The following is an 11,943-nucleotide window of genomic DNA, read 5'->3' as shown; positions in this document are numbered from 1 at the left end:
TTACACGCGGCGCTTCTTCGGCGGACGGCACCCGTTGTGCGGGATTGGCGTCACGTCGGTGATGCTGGCGATCTTGTAGCCACAGCCGTTCAAAGCGCGGACTGCGGATTCACGACCTGGACCTGGACCCTTGACGTTAACGTCGAGGTTTTTCAGGCCGTATTCCAGCGCAGCTTGACCAGCACGCTCAGCAGCTACTTGAGCAGCGAACGGGGTGGACTTGCGGGAACCGCGGAAACCCGAACCACCGGAGGTAGCCCAGGAAAGAGCGTTACCTTGACGGTCGGTAATGGTCACGATGGTGTTGTTAAAAGAAGCATGGATGTGGGCGATGCCATCAACCACTGTCTTTTTAACTTTTTTACGAGGACGAGCAGCAGGTTTTGCCATGATTAAATTCCTGTCGATTCGCTGGGGCGATTACTTGCGGATCGGCTTACGCGGACCTTTACGGGTACGCGCGTTGGTCTTGGTACGCTGACCGCGCACTGGAAGACCGCGACGATGACGCAGACCGCGATAGCAACCGAGGTCCATCAAGCGCTTGATTTTCATGTTGATTTCGCGACGCAGGTCACCTTCAGTGGTGAACTTCGCCACTTCGCCACGCAGCTGTTCAATTTGCTCGTCGCTCAGATCTTTGATCTTTGCTGCTGGGTTTACCCCAGTGTCTGCACAGATTTTCTGCGCAGTAGTGCGACCGACACCATAGATGTAGGTCAGCGAGATAACAGTATGCTTGTTATCTGGAATGTTAACGCCTGCAATACGGGCCATTCAGTGGGACTCCAATTGACAGCTACCTACGCCCCGGAAGCCAAGAAATAGGGCGCGAGATAATATCGCTGTAATAACAAATAATCAACCCGGCAGCGCACTAGCTGCCGGGCTTGAAGCACAATCACACTCAGCCTTGGCGCTGTTTGTGACGCGGTTCCGCGCTGCAAATTACTCGAACAACACCTTCGCGGCGAATAATCTTGCAGTTACGGCACAGCTTTTTCACCGATGCACGAACTTTCATCACCAACTCCTCGAACCTTATGGGTACTCAGCGCAACATGCCGCTGCCGTAACCCTTCAGGTTGGCTTTCTTCATCAGGGATTCGTACTGGTGCGAAACGAGGTGCGATTGTACTTGGGACATGAAGTCCATCACAACCACGACCACGATCAGCAACGAGGTCCCGCCAAGGTAGAACGGAACGTTTGCTGCAACCACCAGGAACTGGGGCAACAGGCACACGGCCGTCATGTAAAGAGCACCGAACATGGTCAAGCGAGTCAAAACGCCATCAATATAGCGCGCAGACTGCTCACCTGGACGGATACCCGGAATAAAGGCACCGGACTTCTTCAGGTTTTCCGCTACGTCTTTCGGATTGAACATCAACGCCGTATAGAAGAAGCAGAAGAAAATAATCCCTGCACTAAACAGCAGAATATTCAACGGCTGACCAGGAGCGATCGACTGCGAGATGTCCTGCAACCAGCCCAAACCTTCAGACTGACCAAACCAGGCACCCAACGAAGCCGGGAACAGCAAAATGCTGCTCGCGAAAATAGCCGGAATAACACCGGCCATGTTCACCTTCAGCGGCAAGTGGCTTGTCTGCGCAGCGAAAACCTTACGGCCCTGCTGACGCTTGGCGTAGTGAACAGCGATACGACGCTGGCCACGCTCAATGAACACCACGAAACCGATAATCGCTACTGCCAGCAAACCGATGGCAACCAGGGCGAAGATATTGATATCCCCCTGACGCGCAGACTCGAAAGACTGCCCGATTGCCCTCGGAAGACCGGCGACGATACCCGAAAAAATCAACATCGAGATACCGTTGCCTACACCACGCTCAGTAATCTGCTCACCCAGCCACATCATGAACATCGCACCAGCCACAAAAGTGGATACCGCGACGAAATGGAAGCCAAAGTCACCAGTGAACGCAACGCCCTGCCCCGCCAGACCAATGGACATGCCAATAGCCTGAACGAGAGCGAGGACGACGGTGCCGTAGCGGGTGTACTGGCTGATCTTGCGACGGCCAGCTTCACCTTCCTTCTTCAACTGCTCCAGCTGCGGACTGACGGCAGTCATCAGTTGCATGATGATCGAAGCCGAGATGTACGGCATGATCCCCAGTGCAAAGATGCTCATCCGTTCCAGCGCGCCGCCGGAGAACATGTTGAACAAGCTAAGAATGGTCCCCTCATTCTGTCGAAACAGGTCTGCGAGTCGGTCCGGGTTGATACCTGGAACCGGGATGTGTGCGCCTATTCGGTAGACGATAATCGCCAGGAACAGAAAACGCAGACGAGCCCAAAGTTCAGACATACCGCCTTTGCCGAGCGCAGAGAGAGCACCTTGCTTAGCCATTTATTCCTCGAACTTGCCGCCAGCTGCTTCGATAGCCGCACGCGCACCTTTGGTGGCGCCGATTCCCTTGCCGATAGTGACAGCGCGAGTCACTTCACCGGACAACATGATTTTCACACGCTGTACGTTGACGTTGATCACGTTGGCATCTTTCAGGGACTGCACGGTGACGATGTCGCCTTCCACTTTAGCCAGCTCGGACAGACGCACTTCTGCGCGATCCATGGCTTTCAGGGAAACGAAACCGAACTTCGGCAGGCGACGATGCAGCGGCTGTTGACCGCCTTCAAAGCCTGGAGCAATAGTGCCACCGGAGCGGGAGGTTTGACCTTTGTGACCACGGCCACCAGTCTTACCCAAACCGCTACCGATACCACGGCCCGGACGATGCTTTTCGCGACGGGAACCCGGCGCTGGACTCAGATCATTGAGTTTCATCGATTAACCCTCGACACGCAGCATGTAGTAAGCCTTGTTGATCATCCCGCGATTCTCGGGAGTATCCTGGACTTCTACAGTGTGACCGATGCGACGCAGACCCAGACCCTTAACGCACAGTTTGTGGTTAGGGATGCGGCCGGTCATGCTTTTGATCAGCGTAACTTTAACGGTAGCCATGATCAGAAGATCTCCTTGACAGTCAGGCCACGCTTGGCAGCGATGGACTCAGGAGATTGCATGGCTTTCAGACCCTTGAAAGTGGCGTGAACCACGTTTACCGGGTTAGTCGAGCCGTAGCACTTGGCCAGAACGTTCTGAACGCCAGCAACTTCGAGGACAGCACGCATAGCGCCGCCAGCGATGATACCGGTACCTTCAGAAGCAGGCTGCATGTACACCTTCGAAGCGCCGTGAGCGGACTTCATTGCGTACTGCAGAGTGGTGCCGTTCAGGTCAACTTGAATCATGTTGCGGCGAGCAGCTTCCATTGCCTTCTGGATCGCAGCAGGCACTTCACGCGACTTGCCACGGCCGAAGCCAACACGCCCTTTACCATCACCAACCACGGTCAACGCGGTGAAAGTGAAGATACGGCCGCCTTTAACGGTTTTGGCTACGCGGTTAACTTGAACCAGCTTCTCGATGTAGCCTTCGTCGCGCTTTTGGTCGTTATTTGACATAACTTAGAACTCCAGCCCAGCTTCACGAGCAGCATCAGCCAGCGCTTTAACGCGGCCATGGTACTTGAAGCCAGAGCGGTCGAAAGCCACTTGCGAGACGCCAGCGGCCTTAGCACGCGTAGCGACCAGCTGGCCAACCTTTGTGGCCGCGTCGATGTTGCCAGTGGCACCATCACGCAGTTCTTTATCCAAAGTCGAGGCGCTTGCCAGGACTTTGTTGCCGTCGGCCGAGATGACCTGGGCGTAGATGTGCTGCGACGAGCGGAACACGCAGAGACGCACGACTTCGAGTTCGTGCATTTTCAGGCGTGCTTTGCGAGCGCGACGCAGTCGAGTAACTTTTTTGTCGGTCATTTGCTATGCCCTACTTCTTCTTGGCTTCTTTACGACGGACGACTTCGTCCGCGTAGCGCACACCTTTGCCTTTGTACGGCTCTGGTGGACGGAAGTCGCGGATCTCAGCGGCCACTTGACCTACCAGCTGTTTATCGATGCCCTTGATCAGGATATCGGTCTGGCTAGGAGTCTCAGCGGTGATGCCTTGCGGCAGTTCGTAATCCACTGGGTGCGAGAAGCCAAGAGCCAGGTTCAGCACCTGACCTTTTGCTTGCGCTTTGTAACCAACACCGACCAGCTGGAGCTTGCGCTCGAAGCCTTGGCTAACGCCTTGGACCATGTTGTTTACCAACGCACGCGTGGTACCGGCCATTGCGCGAGTCTGTTGATCGCCATTGCGAGCAGCGAAACGCAGCTCACCAGCTTCTTCAACGATCTCAACGGACGAATGGATGTTCAGTTCAAGAGTACCCTTGGCACCCTTCACCGAAAGCTGTTGGCCTGCGAATTTTACTTCGACACCGGCTGGCAGCTTAACGGGGTTCTTAGCGACGCGAGACATGCTTATCCCCCCTTAGAACACAGTGCAAAGAACTTCGCCGCCGACACCGGCAGCGCGCGCAGCACGATCCGTCATCACACCTTTGTTGGTGGAGACGATAGACACGCCAAGACCGCCACGAACTTTCGGCAGATCTTCAACGGACTTGTACTGACGCAGGCCTGGACGACTAACGCGCTTCACTTCCTCGATGACCGGACGGCCTTCGAAGTATTTCAGCGAGATGGACAACGACGGCTTAGCGTCGGTGGTGATCTGAAAATCCGCGATGTAACCTTCGTCCTTCAGGACTTTTGCTACAGCCACCTTCAACGTGGAAGACGGCATGCTTACGACAGACTTTTCAGCCATCTGGGCATTACGGATTCGAGTTAGCATGTCCGCTAACGGGTCCTGCATACTCATGGGCTAGACGCTCCTAATACAGAAAAATTAGCCTTGCGGCTACTACATGTCGCCGAGAAACTCCGGGCAGAAAAACACGGGCTCAGGCGAGCCGGTCATTCTAGACACACCCCAGAAATGAATCAAGCCCCAAAAGGGGCTTGATTCAGATTCAAGGCCACCGATGGTCAGGTTCTTGCGATCCCGACCATCAAGGCTTTGACAGCGATTACCAGCTGGCTTTAACCAGACCTGGAACGTCACCACGCATTGCCGCTTCACGCAGTTTGTTACGGCCCAGGCCGAACTTGCGGTAAACGCCGTGCGGACGACCAGTCAGGCGGCAACGGTTACGCATGCGCGAAGCGCTTGCGTCACGTGGTTGCTTCTGCAGAGCTACGGTAGCTTCCCAACGCGCTTCTGGACTTGCGTTCAGATCAACGATGATAGCTTTCAGCGCTGCACGCTTGGTGGCGTACTTGGCAACAGTGAGCTGACGCTTCAGCTCACGGTTTTTCATGCTCTTCTTGGCCATTTTCCTACTCCAATCAGTTGCGGAACGGGAATTTGAAAGCACGCAGCAGAGCGCGGCCTTCATCATCGTTCTTGGCAGTGGTGGTCAGGGTAATGTCCAGACCGCGGAGAGCATCGATCTTGTCGTAGTCGATTTCCGGGAAAATGATCTGCTCTTTCACGCCCATGCTGTAGTTGCCACGACCATCGAAGGACTTGGCATTCAGGCCGCGGAAGTCGCGAACCCGAGGCAGGGAGATCGACAGCAGACGATCCAGGAACTCGTACATACGCTCACGGCGCAGAGTCACTTTGACGCCGATCGGCCATCCTTCACGGACTTTAAAGCCAGCGATGGATTTACGAGCGTAGGTCACAACGACTTTTTGGCCGGTGATCTTTTCCAGGTCAGCAACAGCGTGCTCGATGACTTTTTTGTCGCCGATCGCTTCGCCCAGACCCATGTTCAGGGTGATTTTGGTAACGCGCGGAACTTCCATCACGTTCGAAAGCTTAAGTTCTTCCTTAAGTTTCGGAGCGATTTCCTTCCGGTAAATCTCTTTTAGTCGTGCCATGGTCTTCTACCTAGCAGTGTTCAAGCATCAACCGCTTTTTGGGTCGACTTGAAGACACGAATTTTCTTACCGTCTTCTACTTTGAAACCAACGCGGTCAGCCTTGTTGGTTTCGCCGTTGAAGATGGCGACGTTGGAAGCGTGCAGTGGCGCTTCTTTCTCGACGATACCGCCCTGTACGCCCGACATCGGGTTAGGCTTGGTATGACGCTTGACCAGGTTCAGACCACCAACAACCAGACGGTTGTCAGCAAGAACCTTCAGCACCTTACCGCGCTTACCTTTGTCTTTGCCGGCGATCACGATGATCTCGTCGTCACGACGAATCTTTTGCATGTCGGATCTCCTTACAGCACTTCTGGGGCGAGCGAGACGATCTTCATGAACTTCTCAGTACGAAGTTCACGGGTCACTGGCCCAAAGATACGGGTGCCGATCGGCTCTTGCTTGTTGTTCAAAAGAACAGCAGCGTTGCCATCAAAGCGGATAATGGAGCCATCAGCACGACGTACGCCGTGACGAGTGCGGACTACAACAGCAGTCATCACTTGGCCTTTTTTCACCTTACCGCGAGGAATTGCTTCCTTCACGGTAACTTTGATGATGTCACCGATACCAGCGTAACGACGATGGGAGCCACCCAGCACCTTGATGCACATAACACGGCGAGCGCCGCTGTTATCGGCCACATCGAGCATGGATTGAGTCTGAATCATATAATTTCTCCGACCCCTAGCCCTTAGACTTCCACAGCGCGTTCGAGAACATCAACCAGCGCCCAAGACTTGGTCTTGGCCATCGGACGAGTTTCACGAATAGTGACTTTGTCGCCGATGTGGCACTGATTGGTTTCGTCGTGCGCGTGCAGCTTAGTCGAACGCTTAACGTATTTACCGTAGATCGGGTGCTTAACGCGACGCTCGATCAGAACGGTGATGGTTTTGTCCATCTTGTCGCTGACAACACGGCCAGTCAGCGTACGGACAGTTTTTTCGGCTTCAGCCATGATCACTTACCTGCCTGCTGGTTGAGCACAGTCTTCACGCGAGCGATGTCACGCTTAACTTGCGAGAGCAGATGAGACTGCCCCAACTGGCCAGTTGCTTTCTGCATGCGCAGATTGAACTGGTCGCGCAGCAAGCCGAGCAGTTGCTCGTTCAGCTGCTGTGCGGATTTTTCACGAAGTTCATTCGCTTTCATCACATCACCGTCCGTTTAACAAAGGAGGTGGCGAGCGGCAGCTTTGCAGCAGCCAGGGCGAAAGCCTCACGCGCCAGCTCTTCAGAAACACCCTCGATTTCATACAGGACTTTGCCTGGCTGAATCTGGGCAACCCAGTACTCCACGTTACCCTTACCTTTACCCATACGAACCTCGAGAGGTTTTTTGGAGATCGGCTTGTCCGGGAATACACGGATCCAGATCTTGCCACCACGTTTTACGTGACGGGTCAGAGCACGACGCGCTGACTCGATCTGACGAGCGGTGAGACGACCACGAGCAACAGACTTCAGCGCGAACTCGCCGAAGCTGACTTTGCTACCGCGCAGTGCCAGACCACGGTTGTGGCCGGTCATCTGCTTGCGGAACTTCGTACGCTTTGGTTGCAACATTTGGCGTACCCCTTACTTAGCAGCTTTTTTACGAGGCGCTGGTGCTTGTGGCTTCAGCTCTTCTTGGCGACCACCAATTACTTCGCCTTTGAAGATCCAAACCTTTACACCGATCACACCGTAGGTGGTGTGAGCTTCGTAGTTGGCATAGTCGATGTCGGCACGCAGGGTGTGCAGTGGCACACGACCTTCGCGATACCATTCAGTACGTGCGATTTCAGCACCGCCGAGACGACCGCTCACTTGGATTTTGATGCCTTTGGCACCAATGCGCATGGCGTTCTGAACTGCGCGCTTCATAGCGCGACGGAACATTACACGACGCTCCAGCTGCTGAGCTACGCTCTGCGCAACCAGCATACCGTCGAGCTCCGGCTTGCGGATCTCTTCGATATTGATGTGCACAGGCACACCCATTTGCTTGGTCAGGTCCTGACGCAGTTTCTCAACATCTTCACCTTTCTTCCCGATAACGATACCTGGACGAGCGGTGTGGATGGTGATGCGTGCAGTTTGGGCCGGACGATGGATATCGATACGGCTTACGGACGCGCTTTTTAGTTTGTCTTGGAGATACTCACGCACTTTCAGATCTGCGAACAAGTAGTCCGCATAAGTCCGACCGTCTGCGTACCAGACGGAGGTGTGCTCCTTGACGATTCCCAGGCGAATGCCAATGGGATGTACTTTCTGACCCATCTCTTCGACTCCGTTACTTGTCAGCAACCTTGACAGTGATATGGCAAGACCGCTTGACGATGCGATCAGCACGGCCTTTGGCACGTGGCATGATGCGCTTCAGCGAACGCCCTTCGTTGACGAAAACAGTGCTGACCTTCAGGTCATCAACGTCTGCGCCTTCGTTATGCTCGGCGTTGGCTACGGCCGACTCCAGCACTTTCTTCATGATCTCGGCGGCTTTCTTACTGCTGAAAGCCAACAGGTTGAGCGCTTCGCCCACCTTCTTCCCGCGGATCTGGTCGGCGACCAAGCGGGCTTTCTGGGCGGAGATTCGAGCGCCCGACAACTTAGCGGCTACTTCCATTTCCTTACCCCTTAACGCTTGGCTTTCTTGTCTGCCACGTGCCCACGATAAGTGCGGGTACCGGCGAACTCGCCCAGTTTATGGCCAACCATGTCTTCGTTCACGAGAACTGGGACGTGCTGACGGCCGTTGTGTACTGCGATGGTCAGACCGACCATTTGTGGCAGGATCATCGAACGACGCGACCAAGTCTTAATTGGTTTGCGATCGTTCTTTTCCGCCGCCACTTCGATCTTCTTCAGTAGGTGAAGATCAATAAAAGGACCTTTTTTCAGAGAACGTGGCACTGTCGTATCCCTCTATTTACTTGCGACGACGGACGATCATTTTGTCGGTACGCTTATTACCACGAGTCTTCGCGCCCTTAGTCGGGAAGCCCCATGGCGATACCGGATGACGACCACCAGAGGTACGACCTTCACCACCACCATGTGGGTGGTCAACCGGGTTCATGGCAACACCACGAACGGTTGGGCGAACGCCACGCCAGCGTTTGGCACCAGCTTTACCCAGCGAACGCAGGCTGTGCTCGGAGTTCGAGACTTCGCCCAGGGTCGCACGGCATTCAGCCAGGACTTTACGCATTTCACCGGAACGCAGACGCAGGGTAACGTACACGCCTTCACGAGCGATCAGCTGAGCCGAAGCACCAGCGGAACGAGCGATCTGTGCGCCTTTACCTGGCTTCAGTTCGATGCCGTGTACGGTAGAACCGACTGGAATGTTGCGCAGTTGCAGAGCGTTGCCTGGCTTGATTGGAGCCAGAGCACCTGCGATCAGCTGGTCGCCAGCACTCACGCCTTTAGGGGCAATGATGTAGCGACGCTCGCCGTCTGCGTAGCAGAGCAGTGCGATGTGAGCAGTACGGTTTGGATCGTATTCGATACGCTCGACAGTGGCGACGATGCCATCTTTGTCGTTGCGACGGAAATCGACCATACGATAATGCTGCTTATGACCACCACCGATGTGACGAGTGGTAATACGGCCATTGTTGTTACGACCACCAGTCTTCGATTTTTTCTCGAGCAGCGGTGCGTGAGGAGCGCCTTTATGCAGCTCCTGGTTGACCACCTTGACCACAAAACGGCGGCCAGGGGAAGTCGGTTTGCATTTAACGATTGCCATGATGCACCCCTTCCTTACTCAGCACTGCTGCTGAAATCGAGATCTTGGCCTGGCTGAAGGGAGATAACTGCCTTCTTCCAGTCATTACGCTTGCCCAGACCGCGAGCAGTGCGCTTGCTCTTACCCAGAACGTTCAGGGTAGTGACGCGCTCTACTTTCACGCTGAACAGGCTTTCGACGGCCTTCTTGATTTCCAGCTTGGTTGCATCAGTAGCAACCTTGAAAACGAACTGGCCTTTCTTGTCTGCCAGAACCGTAGCCTTCTCGGAAACGTGCGGGCCAAGCAGAACTTTAAATACGCGTTCCTGGTTCATCCCAGCAGCTCCTCGAATTTCTTCACGGCCGACACGGTGATCAACACCTTGTCGTATGCGATCAGACTAACTGGATCGGAACCTTGCACGTCACGTACATCTACGTGTGGCAGGTTACGAGCAGCCAGGTACAGGTTCTGATCAACAGCGTCCGACACGATGAGAACATCGGTCAGGCTCATGTTGTTCAGTTTGCCCAGCAGATCTTTGGTTTTCGGAGTTTCAACAGCGAAATCCTGAACCACGACCAGACGATCAGTACGCACCAGCTCAGCAAGGATGGAACGCATTGCTGCGCGATACATCTTCTTGTTCAGCTTCTGGGAGTGATCCTGTGGACGAGCTGCGAAAGTGGTACCGCCGCCACGCCAGATTGGGCTACGGATAGTACCGGCACGAGCACGGCCAGTACCTTTCTGACGCCATGGGCGCTTGCCGCCACCACGAACGTCGGAACGGGTCTTTTGCTGCTTGCTACCTTGACGGCCGCCGGCCATGTAGGCCACGACTGCTTGGTGAACCAGCGTCTCGTTGAACTCGCCGCCAAATGTCAGTTCGGAAACTTCGATCGCTTGAGCGTCATTTACATTTAATTGCATGTCAGCTTCCCCTTAACCGCGAGCCTTGGCTGCTGGACGTACAACCAGGTTGCCGCCAGTAGCGCCAGGAACAGCGCCCTTGACCAACAACAGATTGCGTTCAGCGTCCACGCGCACTACTTCCAGGGACTGCACGGTCACGCGCTCAGCGCCCATATGACCGGACATTTTTTTGCCCTTGAATACACGACCAGGAGTCTGGCACTGGCCGATAGAGCCTGGGACGCGGTGGGATACGGAGTTACCGTGGGTGTTATCTTGCCCGCGGAAATTCCAACGCTTGATCGTACCCTGGAAGCCTTTACCCTTGGACTGACCGGTTACATCAACCAGTTGGCCAGCGGCGAAGATTTCAGCGTTGATCAGATCGCCTGCCTGGTACTCGCCTTCTTCAAGACGGAATTCCATGGTGGTGCGACCAGCGGCAACGTTCGCTTTAGCGAAGTGGCCAGCTTGAGCTGCTGTTACACGCGAAGCACGACGCTCGCCGACAGTGACTTGCACTGCACGATAGCCATCGGTCTCTTCAGTTTTGAACTGGGTGACGCGATTCGGCTCGATCTCAATGACCGTGACCGGAATGGAGACACCTTCTTCGGTGAAAATACGGGTCATACCGCATTTACGACCGACTACACCAATAGTCATGTTGTAAACCTCATGAGTGTACGGGGCTTTCACCCGCTATGGCCGCCCATTTCAGAGCGTTACACGACCAAGACCGAGTCTTAGCCGAGGCTGATCTGCACTTCCACACCGGCCGCAAGATCAAGCTTCATAAGAGCATCAACGGTTTTATCCGTTGGCTGGACGATGTCCAGAACGCGCTTATGAGTGCGGATTTCGTACTGGTCACGCGCGTCTTTGTTGACGTGCGGGGAAACCAGAACGGTAAACCGCTCTTTACGGGTAGGCAGTGGAATTGGACCACGCACTTGAGCACCAGTACGTTTCGCGGTTTCCACGATTTCCTGGGTTGATTGGTCGATCAGGCGATGGTCAAAAGCCTTCAACCTGATACGGATTTGCTGATTTTGCATTGGATTTCAGACTCCGGCTGCTATTCCCACCGGGCGCAATACGCCCGTTAAAAGGAGGCGCAATTCTATAGACGCCCCAGATAGGTGTCAACCCAATAAAAAAGCCCCCGCTGAGCGGGGGCTTTTTCAATTCATCAAGCAGACTCTATAAAAGAGAATTACTCGATGATTTTGGCTACGACGCCAGCGCCGACGGTACGACCGCCTTCACGGATAGCGAAACGCAGACCGTCTTCCATCGCGATGGTTTTGATCAGGGTAACAGTCATCTGAATGTTGTCACCTGGCATTACCATTTCAACGCCTTCTGGCAGCTCGCAGTTACCAGTCACGT

Annotated in this window: 26 protein-coding genes; all 26 read right to left on the bottom strand. The window is 54.5% G+C overall.

Annotation, left to right across the window (positions count from 1 at the left end; all coding sequences use genetic code 11):
- On the bottom strand, nt 1–390 hold the full coding sequence (gene rpsK / locus ACU680_RS20565) for a 30S ribosomal protein S11 (protein ID WP_002555466.1): 390 nt from the start codon (nt 388–390) through the stop codon (nt 1–3).
- Between the two features lie 30 nt (nt 391–420).
- Complete coding sequence (gene rpsM, locus ACU680_RS20560) at nt 421–777, bottom strand: 30S ribosomal protein S13 (protein ID WP_008374135.1); 357 nt, start codon at nt 775–777, stop codon at nt 421–423.
- A gap of 130 nt (nt 778–907) precedes the next feature.
- The gene (gene rpmJ, locus ACU680_RS20555; protein ID WP_002555468.1) at nt 908–1,024 is read right to left on the bottom strand and encodes a 50S ribosomal protein L36; all 117 of its coding nucleotides are present in this window, start codon (nt 1,022–1,024) and stop codon (nt 908–910) included.
- 27 nt (nt 1,025–1,051) lie between these two features.
- Nucleotides 1,052–2,380 carry a preprotein translocase subunit SecY gene (secY, locus tag ACU680_RS20550; protein WP_007966172.1) on the bottom strand — a complete coding sequence of 443 codons (1,329 nt, stop codon included), beginning with the start codon at nt 2,378–2,380 and terminating at the stop codon, nt 1,052–1,054.
- Nucleotides 2,381–2,818: a 50S ribosomal protein L15 gene (gene rplO / locus ACU680_RS20545; RefSeq protein WP_003228720.1), complete on the bottom strand. Its 438-nt coding sequence runs from the start codon at nt 2,816–2,818 to the stop codon at nt 2,381–2,383.
- A 3-nt stretch (nt 2,819–2,821) separates the two neighbouring features.
- Nucleotides 2,822–2,998, bottom strand: a complete 177-nt coding sequence (gene rpmD, locus ACU680_RS20540) for a 50S ribosomal protein L30 (RefSeq protein ID WP_003176408.1) — start codon at nt 2,996–2,998, stop codon at nt 2,822–2,824.
- A gap of 2 nt (nt 2,999–3,000) precedes the next feature.
- Nucleotides 3,001–3,501, bottom strand: a complete 501-nt coding sequence (rpsE, locus tag ACU680_RS20535) for a 30S ribosomal protein S5 (RefSeq protein ID WP_003176409.1) — start codon at nt 3,499–3,501, stop codon at nt 3,001–3,003.
- A gap of 3 nt (nt 3,502–3,504) precedes the next feature.
- The gene (gene rplR, locus ACU680_RS20530; protein ID WP_003186037.1) at nt 3,505–3,855 is read right to left on the bottom strand and encodes a 50S ribosomal protein L18; all 351 of its coding nucleotides are present in this window, start codon (nt 3,853–3,855) and stop codon (nt 3,505–3,507) included.
- 10 nt (nt 3,856–3,865) lie between these two features.
- A complete protein-coding gene (gene rplF / locus ACU680_RS20525) occupies nt 3,866–4,399 on the bottom strand; it encodes a 50S ribosomal protein L6 (protein WP_007966176.1) in 534 nt (177 codons plus the stop codon).
- A 12-nt stretch (nt 4,400–4,411) separates the two neighbouring features.
- Complete coding sequence (gene rpsH / locus ACU680_RS20520; RefSeq protein ID WP_007966178.1) at nt 4,412–4,804, bottom strand: 30S ribosomal protein S8; 393 nt, start codon at nt 4,802–4,804, stop codon at nt 4,412–4,414.
- Nucleotides 4,805–5,012: 208 nt separating this feature from the next.
- Nucleotides 5,013–5,318: a 30S ribosomal protein S14 gene (gene rpsN, locus ACU680_RS20515; RefSeq protein WP_003228726.1), complete on the bottom strand. Its 306-nt coding sequence runs from the start codon at nt 5,316–5,318 to the stop codon at nt 5,013–5,015.
- A gap of 13 nt (nt 5,319–5,331) precedes the next feature.
- Nucleotides 5,332–5,871: a 50S ribosomal protein L5 gene (gene rplE, locus ACU680_RS20510; RefSeq protein WP_003210069.1), complete on the bottom strand. Its 540-nt coding sequence runs from the start codon at nt 5,869–5,871 to the stop codon at nt 5,332–5,334.
- Nucleotides 5,872–5,891: 20 nt separating this feature from the next.
- Complete coding sequence (gene rplX / locus ACU680_RS20505; protein ID WP_003186046.1) at nt 5,892–6,206, bottom strand: 50S ribosomal protein L24; 315 nt, start codon at nt 6,204–6,206, stop codon at nt 5,892–5,894.
- An 11-nt stretch (nt 6,207–6,217) separates the two neighbouring features.
- The gene (gene rplN / locus ACU680_RS20500; protein ID WP_002555479.1) at nt 6,218–6,586 is read right to left on the bottom strand and encodes a 50S ribosomal protein L14; all 369 of its coding nucleotides are present in this window, start codon (nt 6,584–6,586) and stop codon (nt 6,218–6,220) included.
- Nucleotides 6,587–6,609: 23 nt separating this feature from the next.
- Complete coding sequence (gene rpsQ / locus ACU680_RS20495; protein ID WP_003194644.1) at nt 6,610–6,876, bottom strand: 30S ribosomal protein S17; 267 nt, start codon at nt 6,874–6,876, stop codon at nt 6,610–6,612.
- Nucleotides 6,877–6,878: 2 nt separating this feature from the next.
- A complete protein-coding gene (gene rpmC / locus ACU680_RS20490; protein WP_002555481.1) occupies nt 6,879–7,070 on the bottom strand; it encodes a 50S ribosomal protein L29 in 192 nt (63 codons plus the stop codon).
- Nucleotides 7,070–7,483, bottom strand: coding sequence for a 50S ribosomal protein L16 (rplP, locus tag ACU680_RS20485; RefSeq protein WP_003228729.1), 414 nt, complete (start codon nt 7,481–7,483; stop codon nt 7,070–7,072). The genes rpmC and rplP overlap by 1 nt, the downstream gene beginning before the upstream one ends.
- A 12-nt stretch (nt 7,484–7,495) precedes the next feature.
- On the bottom strand, nt 7,496–8,182 hold the full coding sequence (rpsC, locus tag ACU680_RS20480; protein WP_003176422.1) for a 30S ribosomal protein S3: 687 nt from the start codon (nt 8,180–8,182) through the stop codon (nt 7,496–7,498).
- A gap of 13 nt (nt 8,183–8,195) precedes the next feature.
- A complete protein-coding gene (gene rplV, locus ACU680_RS20475) occupies nt 8,196–8,528 on the bottom strand; it encodes a 50S ribosomal protein L22 (protein ID WP_003103908.1) in 333 nt (110 codons plus the stop codon).
- Nucleotides 8,529–8,539: 11 nt separating this feature from the next.
- Entirely contained in the window at nt 8,540–8,815 is a 276-nt protein-coding gene (gene rpsS / locus ACU680_RS20470; protein ID WP_003228731.1) for a 30S ribosomal protein S19, read from the bottom strand.
- 16 nt (nt 8,816–8,831) lie between these two features.
- Entirely contained in the window at nt 8,832–9,656 is an 825-nt protein-coding gene (gene rplB / locus ACU680_RS20465; RefSeq protein ID WP_003228734.1) for a 50S ribosomal protein L2, read from the bottom strand.
- Between the two features lie 14 nt (nt 9,657–9,670).
- Complete coding sequence (gene rplW, locus ACU680_RS20460) at nt 9,671–9,970, bottom strand: 50S ribosomal protein L23 (RefSeq protein ID WP_002555488.1); 300 nt, start codon at nt 9,968–9,970, stop codon at nt 9,671–9,673.
- A complete protein-coding gene (gene rplD, locus ACU680_RS20455; RefSeq protein ID WP_003228735.1) occupies nt 9,967–10,569 on the bottom strand; it encodes a 50S ribosomal protein L4 in 603 nt (200 codons plus the stop codon). The genes rplW and rplD overlap by 4 nt, the downstream gene beginning before the upstream one ends.
- Before the next feature lie 12 nt (nt 10,570–10,581).
- Nucleotides 10,582–11,217, bottom strand: a complete 636-nt coding sequence (rplC, locus tag ACU680_RS20450; protein WP_003228738.1) for a 50S ribosomal protein L3 — start codon at nt 11,215–11,217, stop codon at nt 10,582–10,584.
- A gap of 80 nt (nt 11,218–11,297) precedes the next feature.
- Complete coding sequence (gene rpsJ, locus ACU680_RS20445) at nt 11,298–11,609, bottom strand: 30S ribosomal protein S10 (protein ID WP_003186070.1); 312 nt, start codon at nt 11,607–11,609, stop codon at nt 11,298–11,300.
- 158 nt (nt 11,610–11,767) lie between these two features.
- A partial coding sequence (locus ACU680_RS20440) for an EF-Tu C-terminal domain-related protein (RefSeq protein ID WP_448180506.1) occupies nt 11,768–11,943 on the bottom strand: 176 nt, incomplete at its 5' end.

It is taken from the genome of Pseudomonas sp. LF020 (assembly GCF_053456425.1).
This window is presented reverse-complemented; position numbering and strand designations above follow the sequence as displayed.